Annotated in this window: 16 protein-coding genes and 2 tRNA genes; 9 read left to right on the plus strand and 9 right to left on the minus strand. The window is 64.3% G+C overall.

Annotated elements, in window-relative coordinates:
- Nucleotides 1–9 precede the first annotated feature (9 nt).
- Both PTE31013_RS18215 and PTE31013_RS18220 read left to right on the plus strand, forming a co-directional pair.
- On the plus strand, nucleotides 10–939 hold the full coding sequence (locus tag PTE31013_RS18215) for an ABC transporter ATP-binding protein (protein WP_150614191.1): 930 nt from the start codon (nucleotides 10–12) through the stop codon (nucleotides 937–939).
- A gap of 8 nt (nucleotides 940–947) precedes the next feature.
- Nucleotides 948–1,709, plus strand: coding sequence for an ABC transporter permease (locus tag PTE31013_RS18220; RefSeq protein WP_150614305.1), 762 nt, complete (start codon nucleotides 948–950; stop codon nucleotides 1,707–1,709).
- Nucleotides 1,710–1,762: 53 nt separating this feature from the next.
- Here the strand turns inward: PTE31013_RS18220 and PTE31013_RS18225 are convergent, their stop codons facing one another.
- Nucleotides 1,763–2,377 carry a glutathione S-transferase family protein gene (locus PTE31013_RS18225; protein WP_150614192.1) on the minus strand — a complete coding sequence of 205 codons (615 nt, stop codon included), beginning with the start codon at nucleotides 2,375–2,377 and terminating at the stop codon, nucleotides 1,763–1,765.
- A gap of 269 nt (nucleotides 2,378–2,646) precedes the next feature.
- On the opposite strand from PTE31013_RS18225, the gene PTE31013_RS18230 reads away from it, so the two are divergent.
- The gene (locus tag PTE31013_RS18230; protein WP_150614193.1) at nucleotides 2,647–3,336 is read left to right on the plus strand and encodes a type 1 glutamine amidotransferase domain-containing protein; all 690 of its coding nucleotides are present in this window, start codon (nucleotides 2,647–2,649) and stop codon (nucleotides 3,334–3,336) included.
- Between the two features lie 107 nt (nucleotides 3,337–3,443).
- On the opposite strand, the gene PTE31013_RS18235 is transcribed toward PTE31013_RS18230, so the two are convergent.
- On the minus strand, nucleotides 3,444–3,965 hold the full coding sequence (locus tag PTE31013_RS18235) for a DUF1993 domain-containing protein (RefSeq protein WP_150614194.1): 522 nt from the start codon (nucleotides 3,963–3,965) through the stop codon (nucleotides 3,444–3,446).
- A gap of 248 nt (nucleotides 3,966–4,213) precedes the next feature.
- Here PTE31013_RS18235 and PTE31013_RS18240 point away from each other — a divergent pair, with 248 nt between their 5' ends.
- From PTE31013_RS18240 to PTE31013_RS18250, 3 genes are all read left to right on the plus strand, one after another.
- The gene (locus PTE31013_RS18240) at nucleotides 4,214–4,948 is read left to right on the plus strand and encodes a YoaK family protein (protein ID WP_150614195.1); all 735 of its coding nucleotides are present in this window, start codon (nucleotides 4,214–4,216) and stop codon (nucleotides 4,946–4,948) included.
- 116 nt (nucleotides 4,949–5,064) lie between these two features.
- Nucleotides 5,065–5,610 (plus strand): hypothetical protein, encoded by a 546-nt coding sequence (locus PTE31013_RS18245; RefSeq protein ID WP_246174683.1) that lies wholly within the window; start codon nucleotides 5,065–5,067, stop codon nucleotides 5,608–5,610.
- A gap of 260 nt (nucleotides 5,611–5,870) precedes the next feature.
- Complete coding sequence (locus PTE31013_RS18250; RefSeq protein ID WP_150614196.1) at nucleotides 5,871–6,188, plus strand: VOC family protein; 318 nt, start codon at nucleotides 5,871–5,873, stop codon at nucleotides 6,186–6,188.
- A gap of 46 nt (nucleotides 6,189–6,234) precedes the next feature.
- Here the strand turns inward: PTE31013_RS18250 and PTE31013_RS18255 are convergent, their stop codons facing one another.
- Entirely contained in the window at nucleotides 6,235–7,140 is a 906-nt protein-coding gene (locus PTE31013_RS18255) for a DMT family transporter (RefSeq protein ID WP_150614197.1), read from the minus strand.
- A 71-nt stretch (nucleotides 7,141–7,211) separates the two neighbouring features.
- On the opposite strand from PTE31013_RS18255, the gene PTE31013_RS18260 reads away from it, so the two are divergent.
- Nucleotides 7,212–8,030, plus strand: coding sequence for an AraC family transcriptional regulator (locus PTE31013_RS18260; protein WP_425495578.1), 819 nt, complete (start codon nucleotides 7,212–7,214; stop codon nucleotides 8,028–8,030).
- Nucleotides 8,031–8,079: 49 nt separating this feature from the next.
- Entirely contained in the window at nucleotides 8,080–8,376 is a 297-nt protein-coding gene (locus PTE31013_RS18265; RefSeq protein ID WP_150614198.1) for a YciI-like protein, read from the plus strand.
- A 171-nt stretch (nucleotides 8,377–8,547) separates the two neighbouring features.
- Here the strand turns inward: PTE31013_RS18265 and PTE31013_RS18270 are convergent.
- The 6 genes from PTE31013_RS18270 to PTE31013_RS18295 form a co-directional block, all read right to left on the minus strand.
- Nucleotides 8,548–8,623, minus strand: a tRNA-Glu gene (locus PTE31013_RS18270).
- A 16-nt stretch (nucleotides 8,624–8,639) separates the two neighbouring features.
- Nucleotides 8,640–8,715 (minus strand) — tRNA-Ala (locus PTE31013_RS18275).
- Nucleotides 8,716–8,838: 123 nt separating this feature from the next.
- Nucleotides 8,839–10,023 (minus strand): DSD1 family PLP-dependent enzyme, encoded by a 1,185-nt coding sequence (locus tag PTE31013_RS18280; protein WP_150614199.1) that lies wholly within the window; start codon nucleotides 10,021–10,023, stop codon nucleotides 8,839–8,841.
- A gap of 45 nt (nucleotides 10,024–10,068) precedes the next feature.
- Complete coding sequence (locus tag PTE31013_RS18285) at nucleotides 10,069–13,131, minus strand: FAD-binding and (Fe-S)-binding domain-containing protein (RefSeq protein ID WP_150614200.1); 3,063 nt, start codon at nucleotides 13,129–13,131, stop codon at nucleotides 10,069–10,071.
- Between the two features lie 172 nt (nucleotides 13,132–13,303).
- Entirely contained in the window at nucleotides 13,304–14,581 is a 1,278-nt protein-coding gene (locus PTE31013_RS18290) for an MFS transporter (RefSeq protein ID WP_150614201.1), read from the minus strand.
- Between the two features lie 191 nt (nucleotides 14,582–14,772).
- The gene (locus PTE31013_RS18295; protein ID WP_150614202.1) at nucleotides 14,773–15,993 is read right to left on the minus strand and encodes a pyridoxal-phosphate-dependent aminotransferase family protein; all 1,221 of its coding nucleotides are present in this window, start codon (nucleotides 15,991–15,993) and stop codon (nucleotides 14,773–14,775) included.
- Between the two features lie 175 nt (nucleotides 15,994–16,168).
- On the opposite strand from PTE31013_RS18295, the gene PTE31013_RS18300 reads away from it, so the two are divergent.
- Nucleotides 16,169–16,885: a GntR family transcriptional regulator gene (locus PTE31013_RS18300; RefSeq protein ID WP_150614203.1), complete on the plus strand. Its 717-nt coding sequence runs from the start codon at nucleotides 16,169–16,171 to the stop codon at nucleotides 16,883–16,885.
- Nucleotides 16,886–16,928: the final 43 nt, after the last annotated feature.

Genomic DNA, 16,928 nt, shown 5'->3' on the forward strand with positions numbered 1-16,928 from the left:
GTCGCCGCCATGCCATCCGTGATCTCAATCCAGAATCTGTCGAAGACGTACGCAACGGGTTTCCAGGCGCTCAAGAACATCAATCTGGAAATTCGGCGCGGCGAGATCTTCGCCCTGCTCGGCCCGAACGGCGCCGGCAAAACGACCCTCATCAGCACCATTTGCGGCATCGTGCGCCCCACCTCGGGCACGGTCACCGTCGACGGTCACGATATCGTCACGGACTACCGTGCCGCGCGTGAAGCCATCGGCCTGGTCCCGCAGGAGTTGACCACAGACGCCTTCGAGTCGGTGTGGGCCACCGTCTCGTTCTCGCGGGGCCTGTTCGGCAAGCCGGCAAACCCGGCGTACATCGAAAAGGTGCTGCGTTCGCTTTCGCTGTGGGAGAAGAAGGACAGCCGCCTCATGCAGCTCTCGGGCGGCATGAAGCGACGCGTGCTGATCGCCAAGGCGCTCTCGCACGAGCCGCGCGTGTTGTTCCTCGACGAGCCGACCGCCGGCGTCGATGTCGAGCTGCGCCGCGACATGTGGCGTCTCGTGAATTCGTTGCGCGAAACCGGCGTGACCGTGATCCTCACCACGCACTACATCGAAGAGGCCGAGGAGATGGCCGATCGGGTGGGCATCATCACCGGCGGCGAGATCACCCTCGTGCAGGAGAAGACCGAATTGATGCGGCACATGGGCAGCAAGCAACTCGCGCTGCAACTGGCCGAGCCGCTGTCCGCCGTTCCCGATGCGCTCGCCGCCTACGGCCTCGCGCTCGACAACAATGGCACCGAACTCGTCTTCACCTACGACGCCAACATCGAGCAAACGTCCATCGCCGCCCTGCTGCGCGACATGGAACGCGCCGGCATCTCGGTGAAGGATCTACATACGACGCAAAGCTCGCTCGAAGACATCTTCGTCTCGCTCGTGCACAGGAAAGAAGGATGAGCCGCGCCATGAATTTCCATGCCGTCAGGGCGATCTACAACTTCGAGATGGCTCGCACGCGTCGCACGCTGATGCAGAGCATCATCTCGCCGGTCATCTCGACCTCGCTGTACTTCGTGGTATTCGGTGCGGCCATCGGTTCGCGCATTCCCGAGATCGAGGGCGTGCCTTACGGCGCGTTCATCGTGCCGGGCCTCATCATGCTCTCGCTGCTTACGCAGAGCGTGACGAATGCGTCGTTCGGTATCTATTTCCCGCGCTTTACCGGCACGATCTACGAAATACTCTCCGCGCCCGTGTCGTACATGGAGATCGTGATCGCCTACGTGGGCGCGGCAGCCACCAAGTCGATCGTTCTCGGTGTGATCATGCTCGGCACGGCCGCGCTGTTCGTGCCGCTGCGCATCGAGCATCCGATCTGGATGGTGCTGTTTCTGGTGCTCACCGCCGTGACGTTCAGCCTGCTCGGCTTCATCATCGGCATCTGGGCCGACGGTTTCGAGAAGCTGCAACTCGTGCCGCTGCTCATCATCACGCCGCTCACGTTTCTCGGCGGCAGCTTCTACTCGACGCACATCCTGCCGCCGTTCTGGCGCGCGGTCACCCTGTTCAATCCGGTCGTGTATCTCATCAGCGGTTTTCGCTGGAGCTTCTACGGACTCGCGGACGTGAGCGTCGGTGTGAGCCTCGGCATGACGCTCGTGTTCCTCGCCGTCTTCCTCGGCGTCGTCGCGTGGATGTTCAAGACCGGTTACCGGCTCAAGAACTGACCTCGCCTGCCGGACGCGGCGCCGTCCGGCACTGGGCGCGCGCCATTGTCGCGTCAGGTCGGCGGCGTCTCGAGAAACGCCGGGAGCGCTTCGGCCTGCGCGCAAAAGCTGGCGATTTCCGGAAACTCGTCGGTAAAGTCGAGCTCTGGCACCAGCAGGTGATGGAACTGCCACGCCACGGCAATCGCCACGCCATGCTCACCGATCTGGTCCGGCGTCGCCACGATAGGCACTTGCGCCAGCTCGACCTCCAGCGCGTGAAACGCCGCATGCACCTGTTTGCGCACGCGATCGGTCCACGGCGCGTGCCGCTTTTCGCTCGGGCGCAGTTCGCGCTCGTACACCAGTTGCACCGACTTTTCGCACGCCGCCAAGGCCAGCCCCGTGAGGCGCAACGCGCGCAGACGCTCGGCCGGATCACTCGGTACGAGCCGCTGCGCCGGATCGACCAGTGTCTCGAGATATTGCAGGATGAGCGTGGAGTCCATGAGCACCGTACCGTCGTCGGTCACGAGCGTCGGGGCCTTCACGACCGGGTTGATCTCGGCGAACGCGTCAAACGTTCGAAACACGGACAGCGCATGATGTTCGTACGGCAGTCCGAGCAACTTCAGGCAGATTGCCGTGCGACGCACGTAGGGGGAATCCAGCATTCCAATCAATTGCATGTCTTGCTCCTGAGGGCGGCCACCGCCGCCGGGTCGTGGGGTCGTGTGTGTATCGAATGGCTTCGGGCGATGCCCGCATCCGCACCAGCATAGCGGACACCCGGCGCCGCGCAAATCGAATTCGATGATGGGTTTTTGTGAATTCCGCTCACATGAGACGCGTAGCCCCTGCCTCGGGAGCGAACGCGGCCCGCGGCAGCCGGTGCCTGCGGGCGCGTCGCATGACGGGTAGAATTGGCCGCATGGCCGACTCGACAAGGAGACGTTTCATGAACATCCTGATGGTACTGACCTCGCACGACCGCCTCGGCGACACGGGCAGGAAGACCGGCTTCTGGCTCGAAGAATTCGCCTCGCCATACTATGTGTTCATTGACGAGGGACTGGTGCTCACGCTGGCGTCCCCCGCCGGCGGCCAGCCGCCGCTCGATCCGAAGAGCGACGAACCCGATGCGCAGACCGACGCGACGCGACGCTTCCGCGAAGACCCGGTCGCGCAGCGCGCGCTGGCGAACACCCTCCGGCTGGCCGACATCGATGCCACCGACTACGACGCCGTCTTCTATCCAGGTGGCCATGGCCCGCTGTGGGATCTGGCGCAAGACCCGAACTCCATCCGTCTGATCGAAGCCTTCGAGCGCGCAGGCAAGCCCATCGGCTTCGTCTGCCACGCGCCGGGCGTGCTGCGTCAGGTACGCGACGCGCAAGGCGAGCCGCTTGTGCGGGGACGCCGTGTGACTGGATTCACCAATGAGGAAGAGGCCGCAGTCGGTCTCACCCACGTGGTGCCGTTCCTGGTCGAAGACGAGCTCAAGCGTCTGGGGGGCCTGTACGAGAAGGGCGGCAACTGGCAATCGCATGTGGTCGGCGACGGCCGGCTGGTCACGGGCCAGAACCCGGCCTCGTCGGACGAGGCGGCGCGCACGGTGCTCGCGATGATGGAGCCGCGCCAGCCATGACGGGCGAGGGGCGCGTGCAGCAATGCGTCGCCACGCGTTGACGCGGGAGCCTCACATGGCCCGCGCCAACGCATGTCTCGCAGGTGCCACCGACCCGCAAGTACCGCTCAGATTTTCTCCATCTCGTACGGGCCGAGATAATCCGTCTTGCCGACTGCCACGCCCTGGGCGCGCAGAATATCGTGCGTGGTCGTCACATGGAAATAGAAGTTCGGCAACGCGAACTTCAGCAGATAGTCAACCGCGTCCATCGTCGTCTGATGGTCCTTGAACTTCAGCGTGATCGGTCGCGACTCGGCCCCGACGAAACGATCTTCGTGAACACTGGCAATATACGCCTCTGTGTTGGCGATGCGATCACGCAATTGGTCGAACGTCGTCTCGTTGTCATCGAACTTCGGCGACTCTCCACCGGCGATCCGCGCAACCGCGAACTTCGCCGTGTCGCTCACGCGCTGCACTTGCGCCACGAAGTCGAGCATATCGGGCGCGAGCTTCGCTTGGAGAATCGTCGCCGGGTCGAGCGAATTGGCCTCGCAATGGGCGCGCGCCGTCTGAAGGTAATCGGCCATGACGGACAGGCCGCGCAGATAGACCGGAACGGTGGCACGGTAGAGAGAGATCGACATCGGAAAGCTCCTCGAAGATTGGCGTGACGGTGAGCATGCACGTAGCGTGCGACGACACATGCTATCAGCCCCGAATCATTCTCGCCGGGCACTCCGATGCCCCACGCTGACGGAACCGCGATCGTCGCCGGGGCCGGCCATTATCAGGCGGTGATATGCTTCACCCGCACCCCGAGCCCGGCTGCGCTTGCCACGCAAGCCGCCCCGGATGCGCAAAACCTGCCACGCAAGTCGACAGAGGAGCTGCCATGGGTACCCCCCGCCACATCCCCACGCCGACCGAGGCTGCCACTGCCGCACGCGCGTGGGTAAGCCACTTCGCGAAACCCGCCGCCATCGGCATGACGCTCGCTTTCGTGGCGGGCTACATCGACGTCGTGGGCTTCATCGCGCTGTTCGGACTATTCACCGCGCACGTGACCGGCAACTTCGTGATGATCGGCGTGCAACTGGTCGCGAGCACCCATATCGGCGTACTGGCCAAACTGCTGGCACTGCCCGTATTCGTCATCGTCGTCGCCCTCGTGAAGCTCGTGGTGCAGCGCTTCTCGCGAACCGAGCGCCGGCCGCTGCGGCCGCTACTCGTTGTCCAAACGTTGCTGCTGCTCGGGTTCATGGTCGTCGGCCTGGCCGCGCAACCCGTCGTCTCGGCGGATGCGCCGCTGGCGATTCTGTCGGGCATGTTCGGCGTGGCCGCACTCGCCATCCAGAATGCCGTGGGGCGCCTCGTCCTCGCCGATCTGGCCCCCACCACGATCATGACCGGCAATACCACGCAGATCGTGATCGACATCGTCGAGCTGGCGAGCGGCCATTGCAGCGACGATAACGCCGCCCGAACGCGCCTGCGCAAGATGATCCCCGCGCTGGCAGCGTTCGCGGTCGGGGCCGTTTTCGGCGGCTTTGCGTATCATGGCGCGGGCTTCTGGTGTGTGCTGCTCCCCGTGGTGTTGCTCGTCGCGCTGGCGCTCGCCAACGAATGACCGGGCGAGGCCAGCACGACGCGTTCGCCTACGCAGCACAGGGCGCGTGTCCGTGTCCCAGTCGGACGCGGTAAAATCGCCCCCTTCGCCCGTGCGTTTCGACGGGCGTCGCACAAATGTCCGCCCTTTCCCAAGCCCCATCTCCGACAGTGACTGCCATCCCCGCCGACCTTCATCCGACCGACACGCCCACCGATAGCCACGACGCCGTCCACGATGCCCGCCTGTGGCGCGACGACGGGTGGACGGCCAAGGTCGTCAAGAACGAGGAAGACGACGGCTGGGCCGTCGCCATGTACAAGGACGGCGAATCGGAACCGGCGCTCGTCGGCCCCTGGACCATGGGGCGCGACAAGAAGAACCCGAAGCCACTCGATGTGGGGGCGTTCCACACGCTGGTGAAAACGGCCGCCGAGGTGCTGCGTCGTCACGAACAGCAGTTGCGCGCCCAGTTGCACAAACGCGTGAGCGTCGACGGTCCCGACGGCGACATCGACGTCACGCTCGACATCGTGCCCGACGACTACGATCCGTACGCCATGCTGAGCGCCATCGACCGCTTTGGCGACACGCTCGCGTCGGTCAAGGTGCCGCCCACGTTCAAGCTCTCGCGCAACAGCGCCCGCGCGTGGGTCGAGAACGACTTCGAGCGGCCCCAGTAAGCACCCGCTCGCGTCACACCTTCCGCCTGTTACGAATCCGGCTCGATTCCAGCACGACTCCGGCGAAGCCGGTTGGCCATCTGCGCCAGCCAGTTACGCCGGATACCGGGATAACCGGTCGTCTGGCAGAACATCCTGACGACATCTAGGATAGGCCTCGTCGATCTGACCGACCTGATCGACTTCGATAGTTCGCATCGCGAGCGGGCGCTCACATCGCCTTGCATCGATGCATTGCCAAGCCCATGTCAGGAGCCCCCATGAAACGCTTTCACATCGCGCTCGCCGTGCGCGATCTCGATGAATCCATTCACGACTATTCGACGCGTCTCGGCCAACCGCCTGCGGTTGTCGTGCCCGGCGCCTATGCCATGTGGCGTACCGACCTGCTGAATTTCTCGATCAACCAGTCGCCCACGCACGCCGGAGCGCTGCGGCACGTCGGTTTCGAAGACGACTGTGTCCCCGAGTATTCCAGCAGCACCGACTGCAACGGCCTGCTCTGGGAAGCGTTCTGCGCAGCAGAGCAGGACCATCGCATAGTGAGCACTTACGGGATCGCGGTGCCTGGGTCGTAACGCCCCCCTTGCCTCGCTGTCGCAGCATCGCCGCGCGGCAGCGGGCTTACGCCGCCTCAGGGGCCGTGCCGAAGCCCGGCAGCGGGCGCTGCCAGCGCTGCGCAACGAACACCCCGGCAAGTGCTACACCGCCGCCGATCAGGTGGAACGTGTGCAAACGCTCACCCAGCAACACCACCGCAATCGCCGCCGTCATGACAGGCAGTACGTTGATGAACATGCTGCACCGATTCGGCCCCAGATGCCGAATGCCCTGAATCCAGAGGATCGGCAGCAAAATCGACGCCCCTAGCCCCGCGTACAGCACCAGCGGCATCGTGGCGGTGTTGAGCTGTGCCTGGCCAGCGGGCACGAGCACAAGCATCGGAATCATCGTCACGAGTGCTGCCCATGCCTGCACGTAAGTCGACTGCGCCGGCGGCACGGCCACATGCCAGCGTCGCAGCAACACGCTGTACAGCCCGTAGGATGCCGACGCGATCAACATGAGCACATCGCCCAGATGCACGCCGCCGTCGAGCAGTTGCGACGGATGCCCCTGCCCGATCAGATACACCAGTCCCGCCAGTGACAGCAGGCCACCGACGAGCATGCCCAGCGTTGGCGGCTCGCGCAGCAGCACAACACTCCACAGCAAGGTGAGCAGCGGCGCGAGGGCCGTCACGATGGCCATGTTCGTCGCCGTCGTGCTGTGCGCCGCCAGATACGACAGGCTCTGATAGAACGACATGCTCAGGAAACCGAGGAAGCCGAGTTTGGCCAGTTGAGGGCGAATGTGCACCCAGTTGCGCGCCAGCGGTCGAATGACGAATGGCGTCATGACGGCAAGCGCCAGCACCAGCCGGTAGAACGTGATGGCCGACGGCGCGATGGCCGTTGCCGAGAGCTTCGAGACGATGACATTGCCGGCCCACAACAGCATGGCGCCCAGCGGATACAGGAAGTACCCCATGACGATTTTCCGCAAGTATGAAAAGGAAACGTCATCGTCGGGCATATCTCAATGGGACGTCTCACGCTAAAATTCCCAAATCTGTCTTGAAAAGGACACTCATGAACACCGTCCCTCAGCCTCGGGATGCCGGCTTGACCGACCACCTTCGCTTCGAAAATACGCCCATGCCGATGGCGGCGATGGCGGTCGACTATGCGCACAACGAGTTCATCGCATCGCATTTTCATCGCCGCGCGCAACTGCTCTACGCCATCGAGGGCGTGATGATCATCGCGTCCGCATCGGGTCGCTGGGTGGTGCCGCCCACGCGCGGCGTCTGGCTTGCGGCCGGGCTGGAACATACGGTGCAGATGAGCGGCAACGTCAAGATGCGCACGGTGTTCGTCGAGCCCGGCACGGAACCTTTACCCGATGAGAGTTGCGTGGTGGAAATCACGCCGCTCATGCGCGAGCTGATTCTCGCGGCCATTCATGTGCCGACCGATTACGTGAACGACTCGCGCGATGCGCGCCTCATGCGTCTGCTGCTCGACGAACTGATCGCCCTGCCGGTTCTCCCGCTGTATCTTCCGTGGCCGCGCGACACACGTTTGGCCCGCACATGCGACCGCCTGATGCAGGCCCCGTGCGACGACGCGATCATCGACGACTGGGCTCGCGACGCCGGCCTGTCGGCGAAAACCTTCCAGCGACGCTTCGCCCGGGAGACGGGCATGACGTTCGGCCGCTGGCGTCAGCAGGCTCGCCTGCTCCAGGCCCTGGAAGCGCTCGCGCGCGGTGAGAAAATCGTGAATGTCGCGCTCGACCACGGCTACGCAAGCCAGAGCGCATTTGCCGCCATGTTCAAGCGGCATTTTGGCGTACCACCGTCGGCGTTTTACCGATGATGCAGCGGTACGCCGTCGATACCCCAGCGAATTCGAAGGAGGCAGCCCCATGCATTACCTACTCACTTACGACCTCGTCGACGATTATCTCGAGCGTCGCGCGCAATACCGCGACGCCCATTTGGCGCTCGCCTGGCAAGCTGCCGATCACGGTGAGCTGCTGCTCGCCGGCGCGCTCGAATCCCCCGTAGACGCGGCGGCATTGCTCTTCGAAGGCGAATCTCCCGCAGCGGCCGAAGCGTTCGCAAAAGCCGATCCGTATGTCGTGAATGGTCTGGTGAAGGCGTGGCGCGTGCGGCCGTGGAAAACCGTCGTGGGCAAAGCAGCGAGTTCGCCGGTGCGCTAAACGGGATGCATGGGAATATGCGGCACAGGATGCCGCCTGCCATGCGGTGCCGAGGAGAGAATTTCGTCGCAGAAAAAACAAAACGCGCTTGGCAGTGAAGCCAAGCGCGTTTGTCGACAACCGATTGAACGTCGTGCTTTCGGAACGCTCCGAGAGTCACGCCGACAAATCTGGCGTCCCCTAGGGGATTCGAACCCCTGTACTCACCGTGAAAGGGTGATGTCCTAGGCCTCTAGACGAAGGGGACATAAAGTCTTCCGTTTTGGTGGAGGTAAGCGGGATCGAACCGCTGACCTCTTGCATGCCATGCAAGCGCTCTCCCAGCTGAGCTATACCCCCGTACGGCGAAGAAGTGAGACTATAGCGTGGTTTTCAAAAGTTGGGAAGCCCCCGCCCCAAAATATTTTGCACGGATGCGGCGTGTCGCTATCCATCCCGATCTGGCGTGCCGCCACGCACCCTTCACTGACTCAGTCCGCGCGCCTCGATGGGCCACAGCGCCTCGACCCGACCGTGGCGCACGGCGACATAACGGTCGTAAAGATTGACCGTCGGATCGCAATGCCCCGGCACAAGCAGGATCGATTCACCGAGCCAAGCGGCGCCGTCCTCGTCGGGCGACGCCAGCGCGAGCACGCCATGCTCATCCGACGCCGTGCGGTAATGCGGCTGGCTCGCCTGTTGCGACAACCAGAAGCGCGGCAGCCCGGAATCGGTTGCCACGCTCTTGAGTCCCGCATCGCACACGATGAAGCCGGCACGCGCCGTGCTCATGACCGTCGACGCGAGAAACAGGCCATGACGAAAGCGCCAGTCGTCGCGCCATTCGAGCGCGCCGTAATGACCGTCGAGAAACACGTACGAGCCCGGCTGAATTTCCGTATAGACGCCGCTCTCGATATCGAACTCGGCCGTGCCGGTGCCGCCGCCAGTCACCACCGGACACGTAATGCCGCGCGCCTCCAGAAAGCGCACATAGGCCGCCGCGCGATCGGCGGCAAGCCGTGCCGTGTCACGGCGCGCGTCCCAGCGATCGACGTGCTGCGCGCTACCGTGATACGCCTGCAACCCACCGAAGCGCAGCCCTTCGTAATGATCGATCGCGTCGATCAGCTTGCCGACCGCGTCCGTCGAATCGACACCGCAACGCCCCTGCCCGACGTCGACCTCGGGCAGGACGGCGATACGCACGCCGGCGCGCTGCGCCGCCTTGCCGAGCGGCGCCACCTGACGGACGTCGTCCACACACACCGAGAGCGTCACGCGCGACGCCATCGCCACGGCCAGCGCCACACGTGCCTCGCCAACGAACTCGTTGCTGATGTGGATGCTGCCAATGCCCGCATTGACGAACGGAATCGCCTCCGTCACCTTCTGGCAGCAGATGCCCACGGCGCCCGCAGCCATCTGTGCCTGGGCGATCGTGACGCACTTGTGCGCCTTGGCGTGCGGACGCACCGCCACCCCGCGCGCGGTCGCCGCGCTCGCCATGCGGGCGACGTTCGCATCGAAGGCGTCGAGATCGAGCAGCAAGGACGGCGTGGCCACCCGAGCGAGCGAATCGCCCACACCGGCGACCGGCGGCACCGCAAGCTGCCCTGAGGCAGCGCGCGAAGACGTCGAAAGCGTATTGTCCGAATCGGGCATCACATTCCTTTGAAGGCGTTGAAAGGCGTTCGAAAAAAACGGCATTCACGCAGGCAGCGCCCGGTCCAGCACGCACGCCACATGCAGCGCCTGCGTGTGCGCTCCGTCCTGGATCTGATGCCGGCAACTGGTGCCGTCGGCGACCACGATGGCGTTCGCGCCGCGCCGTCTGACGGCCGGTAACAGCGTCAATTCAGACATCGCTCGCGACGTGTCGTAGTGCTCGGCTTCATAACCGAAACTGCCCGCCATGCCACAACATGACGATTCGATCGATGATACCTTCAGCCCCGGCACCCAACCAAGCACGGCCGTAACGGGTGAGAACGCGTCGAACGCCTTCTGGTGGCAGTGCCCGTGCACCAGGGCTTCGCCCACCCCGTCGGGCAGCGCGCGCCAGGCCACGTCGAGACGCCCCGCCGCCTTCTCGCGAACCAGAAATTCCTCAAACAGAAACGCGTTGTCGGCCACCTTGCGGGCGGCATCGCCGAAACCGTAGCCCAGCACTTCGTCGCGCAGCGACAGCAGGCACGACGGCTCCAACCCCACGATCGGCACACCGCGCTCGACGAACGGCATCAGCGCGTCGAGCAGGCGCTGCGCCTCTGCCTTCGCCTCGTCCACCAATCCTGCGGCAAGGAACGTGCGCCCGCAGCACAACGGCCGCTCGCCCGGGCGCCGATTCACGTGAACGGTGTACCCGGCGGCTTCGAGCACGCGCTTCGCGGCACGCGCATTCTCCGGCTCCATGTAGTTGTTGAACGTATCGACGAACAGCAGCACCTGGCGCTGTCCGGCCGAATCCGACATGGGAGCGTCCGCCAGCGGCGCCTGACGTTCCAGGAACGACGCTCTCAGCGCTGGCAGCGAGCGCTCCTGCGCCAGGCCGAGCCAGCGCTTCGCCGCGCGGCTGCCCGGCAGACGCTGCGCGGCGTCGAGCAGGCCGCCCACGCGGCTGGCCCACGCAGCGTAGCGCGGCAGATAGGCAATCAGCGTGTCCCTGAGCGACACGCCGTGACGCTTGGCCCGTGCGTGACGCGCCTCGATCTTGAAGCGCGCCATGTCGATGCCCGTCGGGCATTCGCGCTTGCAGCCCTTGCACGACACACACAGGTCGAGTGCGGCCTTGACCTCGTCGCTCGCGAGCCCCGCCTCGCCCAACTGTCCCGAGACAGCCAGGCGCAACGTGTTCGCGCGCCCGCGCGTGACGTGCTGCTCATCGCGCGTGACGCGGTAGCTCGGACACATCGTGCCCGCATCGAACTTGCGGCAGTGCCCATTGTTGTTGCACATCTCGACGGCCGACGCGAGCCCGTGCGTCGCATCGGCGCCGGTGCCGGGCGCCGTCTGCGCGCCGGTCAGCGCGTTGCGCTGCACGTTCCATGCCGCCCAGTCGAGCGCGGGTGTCATCGGTTGGGCGGCGTAGCCCGGCGCGAAGCGAAACAGCTCGCGCGTATCCATCTTCGGTGGGCGAATCATCTTGTCCGGATTGAAGCGATTGTCCGGATCGAACAGGTGCTTGATCTCGCCGAACGCCGCATTCAGGCGCGGACCATATTGCCACGCCACCCACTCGCCGCGGCACAGCCCGTCGCCATGCTCCCCCGAGTAAGCGCCTTTGTATTCACGCACGAGCGCCGCCGCCTCTTGCGCGATGTCACGCATCTTCGCCGCGCCGTCGCGACGCATGTCCAGAATCGGCCGCACGTGCAGCGTGCCGACGCTCGCGTGCGCATACCACGTGCCCTCGGTGCCGTTGCGATGGAACACTTCGGTCAAACGCCGCGTGTACTCGGCAAGGTGTTCCAACGGCACCGCGCAATCTTCGATGAACGACACCGGCTTGCCGTCGCCCTTCATGCTCATCATGATGTTCAGGCCCGCTTTGCGCACTTCCCAGAGCGCCTTCTGCGGCCCCGCCTCGGGCATCTTCACCACGACACCCGGCAACCCGAGATCCCCCATGAGTGTGGCGAGATCGTCGAGCCTGGCGCGCAGCGCACCGGCATCGTCCCCCGCGAATTCCACGAGCAGAATCGCTTGCGGATCGCCAACGAGCGCCGTCTCGATCACGGGGCGGAATGCCGGGTTGTCCATCGCAAGATCGATCATCGTGCGGTCGACGAGCTCCACCGCCACCGGCCCCAGCTTGACGATGTGCTGAGTGAGATCCATCGCCTGATAGAACGTCGGGAAGTTCACCACGCCCAGCGTCTTGTGCACCGGCAGCGGCACGAGCTTGAGCGTGATCCGGCGGCTGTATGCCAGCGTGCCTTCCGAGCCGACCAGCAGGTGCGACAAGTTGGCCACACCGTCGTCCGTATAGGCACGCGGGTTGAGGCAGTCGAACAGATCGAGGTTGTAGCCCGCGACACGGCGCAGCACGCGAGGCACACGCTCGCGCAGTTCCTCGCGCTCACGCATGGCAATGGCATGCACGCCTGCGAGAATCGCCTGCGTGCGGGCGTCGGCGGGCGGCGTATGCAGCGCGCCGAAGTGCAGTTGCGCGCCGTCGGCCAGCACCGCATCGATGGCCAGCACGTTGTGCACCATGTTGCCGTACTCGAGCGAGCGCGAGCCGCATGAGTTGTTGCCCGTCATGCCCCCGATGGTGCATTGCGCCGCCGTCGACACATCCACCGGGAACCACAAGCCGTGCGGCTTGAGCCATGCATTCAGATGATCGAGCACGATGCCCGGCTCGACGGTGACGGTGCGCGCGTCGGCATTGAACGCCACCACGCGGTTGAGCCACTTGCTGTTATCGATGACGAGCGCTTCGCCGACGGTCTGACCGCACTGGCTCGTGCCCGCGCCACGTGCGAGTATCGGCACGTGCTGGTCACGCGCGATGTCGAGGGCGCGGATCAGGTCGTCCTGATCGCGCGGCACCACCACGCCGATCGGGAAAATCTGGTAGATCGATGCATCGGTCGCATAGCGGCCACGGCTCGCGTGGTCGAAAAGCACATCGCCGCGCAACTCGCGACGCAGACGATCCTGCAGCGGCGTGACGGCGACCCCGCCGCGCTGCATCGGCATCAGATGCACGGGCTGGCTGATGAGGTTCGTGTGCGCATTCGCGCTGGCGTTCGATTGGGCGTTCATGACATTGGGGACGTTGGACTGGCCGGACCGTGCACTCACCGGGCACAAATCAAGCGGTAGCGGACCTGCCGGGCACGTGTGACGCTGGCCCGGCAGGTGGTTCGCGCGGAATGCCGTCGGCGTCGTCGGAAACGGCCCGGGAGACGACGATCCAACCGGCACCCGACGCAAGTCAGGCCGGCTGACGGGTGTTGCTCGCCGCGGCGGCTTCGCCGTCGAGCGCGAACTTGCTCTCGGGCTGCATGCGGAACGCCAGCACGACACCGACGGCCATGAGAACCATGCTGCCGACGAACGGCAATTCCCAATTGCCCGTGCGATCGATGAGATACCCCGAGAGCACCGGCGAGAGGATCGCCGCCAATGCCGACCCGGTATTCATCATGCCGCTGGCCGTGCCCGCGTGTTCCGGCGCGATATCCATCGGAATCGACCACATCGGCCCGATCGTCATCTCGGCAAAGAAGAAGCCGAACGCCAGACATGCCATCGACACATACAGATGGTGCGTGAACAACATCGGCACGAGCGAGAGCAGCGTGAGCAACATGCAAATCGACACCATCCAGCTACGGGCACGCTTCAGGCTACCGGTGCGCTCGTACAGCTTGTCGGTCACGATACCGCCCAGCGTATCGCCGATCACACCGGCAAAGAACACGCTCGAAGCGAACAGCGCCGACTTCTTCAGATTGAGGTCGTAGCTGTGCAGGAAGTACTGCGGAATCCACGACAGGAAGAGCCAAAGCGTCCACCCGTAGCAGAAATACACGATGGTGACCGGCATCATCCGCTTGAAGAGGGGCCCCCACGGCACCGAGGCGCGCTTGGCCTTCACGGCGGGCAACACGGCCAGTTCGTCCGTCGTGATGCGCGGATGATCCTGCGGGCGCTCGGTAAACGTCAGTCCCCACACCGCCACCCAGACCAGGCTCACGATCCCGCACAGGTAGAACGATTCACGCCAGCCGTGCGTGGCCATGATGAACACGACGACCGCTGGCGCGACGGCGTTGCCGATGCGCGACGCCGCATGTGTGATGCCCTGCGCGAAGCCGCGCTTTTCTTTGGCGACCCAGCGCGACATGGCCGACGTGGCGGCCGGGAACGTGGCACCCTCGCCAAGGCCGAGCAGCAGACGCGCCAGCAGCATTGCGACGAGCCCGCCCGCCATGCCGGTGAGGATCGTGGCGACGGCCCACAAGGCGCCGCATACGAGCAGCGTGCGCTTCGCACCGAAGCGATCGCTCACCCAGCCGCCGATGATTTGAAAGACCAGGTAGGGGTAGGCAAATGCCGAGAAGACGAGACCGATCTCAGTCTTGTTGAGATTGAATTCCTTGCCGAAGCCGGCCGCAGCCGTACTGACGTTGACGCGATCGAGATAGGTGATGAAATACATGACGCATAGCATCACCAGCACGACCCTGGTCGCTCTGAAAAGCTTCATTGCATGTCTCCTGAAACAGCCTGTGAAGCGCGCCCGCAACATGCCGGCAGCGCAAGAGGTGTTGCGGCGGCCAAGGCCCTTCTATGGCGTGGCCCAGTGCCGTCTGAACGACAAGTCAACCGTTCACTGCGAGGCAACCGCCAATCGCCGGCGGCGCCCCTTTGCCCCCGAGGACGGGCGACGAGGGTGTCTCAGGCGGCAACCTTGAGCGACGGCGTGTCCTGCGCCCGCGCCAGATAGTCCATTGCCGCCACCACACCCGACCCGGCGAGTTTCACGCCGGAAATCTGCAGTCCCATTTCGCAACCCGAGAGCGTGGCCATGAGCGTGAGGTCGTTGCAGTCGCCCAGATGACCGATGCGGAACATCGTGCCGCGAATCTTGCCCAGCGCCTGCCCCAGCGACATATCGAAGCGTTCGTAGATGCGCTTGCGCACCTCGTCGGCATCGACGCCTTGCGGCATGACCACGCCAGTGAGCACCGGGCTGTACACCGCCGGATCCTGGCACTGGATCTCCAGCCCCCACGCGCGCACTGCGCGCCGCGTGGCCTCGGCCAGACGCTGGTGACGCGCGAACACGTTATCCAGCCCTTCCTCGAAGATCATGTCGAGCGCTTCGGACAGGCCGTACAACAGGTTCGTGTTCGGCGTGTACGGCCAGTAGCCGTGCTTGTTCGCTTCGATGATGTCCTGCCAGCCCCAGAAGGCGCGCGGCAGCTTTGCGTGACGACTGGCCTCGAGCGCCTTGGCCGAGACCGCATTGAAGCTGATGCCCGGCGGCAGCATCAGTCCCTTCTGCGAGCCAGAGACGGTGACGTCCACCCCCCATTCGTCGTGACGGTAATCGGCCGAGCCCAGGCCCGAGATCGTATCGACGAGCAACAGCGCAGGATGCCCGGCCGCATCGATGGCACGGCGCACCGCGGCGATATCCGACGTGACGCCCGTCGAGGTTTCGTTATGCACCACGCACACGGCCTTGACGGTGTGCATGGTGTCGGCGCGCAGGCGCGCTTCGATCATGTCCGGCTGCACCCCGCGACGCCAGCCGTCGGTCCCCGGCAGGCCGATGAACGCCGGCGTCAGACCGAGGCTTTCGGCCATCTTTTTCCAGAGCGTGGAGAAGTGCCCCGTCTCGAACATCAGCACCGAATCGCCCGGCGAAAGCGTGTTCGACAGCGCCGCCTCCCACGCGCCGGTGCCCGATGCCGGGTAGATCACCACTGGCTGTTCGGTCTTGAAGATCTTCTTGATGTCGGCGAGCACCTTGCGACCGAGCGCGCCGAACTCCGGGCCACGGTGATCGATCGTCGGGTAGCTCATGGCACGCAAAATGCGATCGGGCACCGGACTGGGCCCCGGAATCTGCAGGAAGTGGCGGCCGGAGGGATGGAAATCAAGCTTCAACATGAACGTCGTTCTCCTCTTGAAAATTCGTTTTGAATTTTGCATTCAAAATACTTTAGCAGAGCAGGCAGCTTTCGCAAGAGGTAGGAAGCGCTTTTAATACAGTCGTTTACCCTAAACCGGCGAGCGTGCCTCGCCATACGGTACAATCACGACCATAGTGGTTTACGGATTTTGAATGCAAAAAATGGAAAACACGTCGACGATTGCCACGCCCGACATCCCGCGTGTGGAGCGCCTGCGTTTGCACGACACGGTCGTCGAGCATCTGCGCAAGCTCATCATCGAGGGGGTGCTCTCGCCGGGCGTAAAACTCAACGAACGGGAGTTGTGCGAGACCCTGGGCATCTCGCGCACGCCGCTGCGCGAGGCCTTCAAAGTGCTGGCCGCAGAGGGGCTGATCGAGATCGCACCGAATCGCGGGGCAAGCGTTGCCCGCATGACGGAGAAGGAGATCCGGGAGATGTTCGAGCTGATGAGCGCGCTCGAAGCGTTCTCAGGGGAGTTGGCCGCCGAGCGGATGACGCCCGTGGAGCTGGCCGAAATCAAGGCACTGCATTACGCGATGCTCGCGTGCCGCGCACAGCAGGATCTGCCAGGCTATTACGCGCGCAATCAAGCGATTCACGATCGCATCAATGAAGCGGCCCGCAACGGGGCGTTGCGCCAGACGTATGTCGCGATCAACCGTCGGCTCATGGCACTGCGCTTTCGCTCGAACTTCCATGCGGACAAGTGGGATCGCGCGATTGCCGAGCACGAGCAAATGATCGACGCGCTGGAAAAGCACGACGGCAAACGCCTCGGCGAGATCCTGCGCAAGCATTTGCTCGCCAAGCGCGACGCCGTGCTGCAAATTCACGCCGAACCGGCCGACAACGCGCCCACCAACTGAGTTCGAGCAGCCACCCGGCGCGTATCGGCGGTGCTCAGGCACC

This window comes from Pandoraea terrigena (genome assembly GCF_902459705.1).
GTDB classification, from domain to species: Bacteria; Pseudomonadota; Gammaproteobacteria; order Burkholderiales; family Burkholderiaceae; genus Pandoraea; species Pandoraea terrigena.

What these genes read in the sequence shown, in the direction of transcription:
- PTE31013_RS18300 (WP_150614203.1), top strand. Translation starts at nt 16,169, where the DNA reads ATGCAAAAAATGGAAAACACGTCGACGATTGCCACGCCCGACATCCCG.
- PTE31013_RS18220 (WP_150614305.1), top strand. Translation starts at nt 948, where the DNA reads ATGAATTTCCATGCCGTCAGGGCGATCTACAACTTCGAGATGGCTCGC.
- PTE31013_RS18285 (WP_150614200.1), bottom strand. Translation starts at nt 13,131, where the DNA reads ATGAACGCCCAATCGAACGCCAGCGCGAATGCGCACACGAACCTCATC.
- PTE31013_RS18245 (WP_246174683.1), top strand. Translation starts at nt 5,065, where the DNA reads ATGTCCGCCCTTTCCCAAGCCCCATCTCCGACAGTGACTGCCATCCCC.
- PTE31013_RS18295 (WP_150614202.1), bottom strand. Translation starts at nt 15,993, where the DNA reads ATGTTGAAGCTTGATTTCCATCCCTCCGGCCGCCACTTCCTGCAGATT.
- PTE31013_RS18280 (WP_150614199.1), bottom strand. Translation starts at nt 10,023, where the DNA reads ATGCCCGATTCGGACAATACGCTTTCGACGTCTTCGCGCGCTGCCTCA.
- PTE31013_RS18255 (WP_150614197.1), bottom strand. Translation starts at nt 7,140, where the DNA reads ATGGGGTACTTCCTGTATCCGCTGGGCGCCATGCTGTTGTGGGCCGGC.
- PTE31013_RS18250 (WP_150614196.1), top strand. Translation starts at nt 5,871, where the DNA reads ATGAAACGCTTTCACATCGCGCTCGCCGTGCGCGATCTCGATGAATCC.
- PTE31013_RS18225 (WP_150614192.1), bottom strand. Translation starts at nt 2,377, where the DNA reads ATGCAATTGATTGGAATGCTGGATTCCCCCTACGTGCGTCGCACGGCA.
- PTE31013_RS18290 (WP_150614201.1), bottom strand. Translation starts at nt 14,581, where the DNA reads ATGAAGCTTTTCAGAGCGACCAGGGTCGTGCTGGTGATGCTATGCGTC.
- PTE31013_RS18230 (WP_150614193.1), top strand. Translation starts at nt 2,647, where the DNA reads ATGAACATCCTGATGGTACTGACCTCGCACGACCGCCTCGGCGACACG.
- PTE31013_RS18215 (WP_150614191.1), top strand. Translation starts at nt 10, where the DNA reads ATGCCATCCGTGATCTCAATCCAGAATCTGTCGAAGACGTACGCAACG.
- PTE31013_RS18235 (WP_150614194.1), bottom strand. Translation starts at nt 3,965, where the DNA reads ATGTCGATCTCTCTCTACCGTGCCACCGTTCCGGTCTATCTGCGCGGC.
- PTE31013_RS18265 (WP_150614198.1), top strand. Translation starts at nt 8,080, where the DNA reads ATGCATTACCTACTCACTTACGACCTCGTCGACGATTATCTCGAGCGT.
- PTE31013_RS18240 (WP_150614195.1), top strand. Translation starts at nt 4,214, where the DNA reads ATGGGTACCCCCCGCCACATCCCCACGCCGACCGAGGCTGCCACTGCC.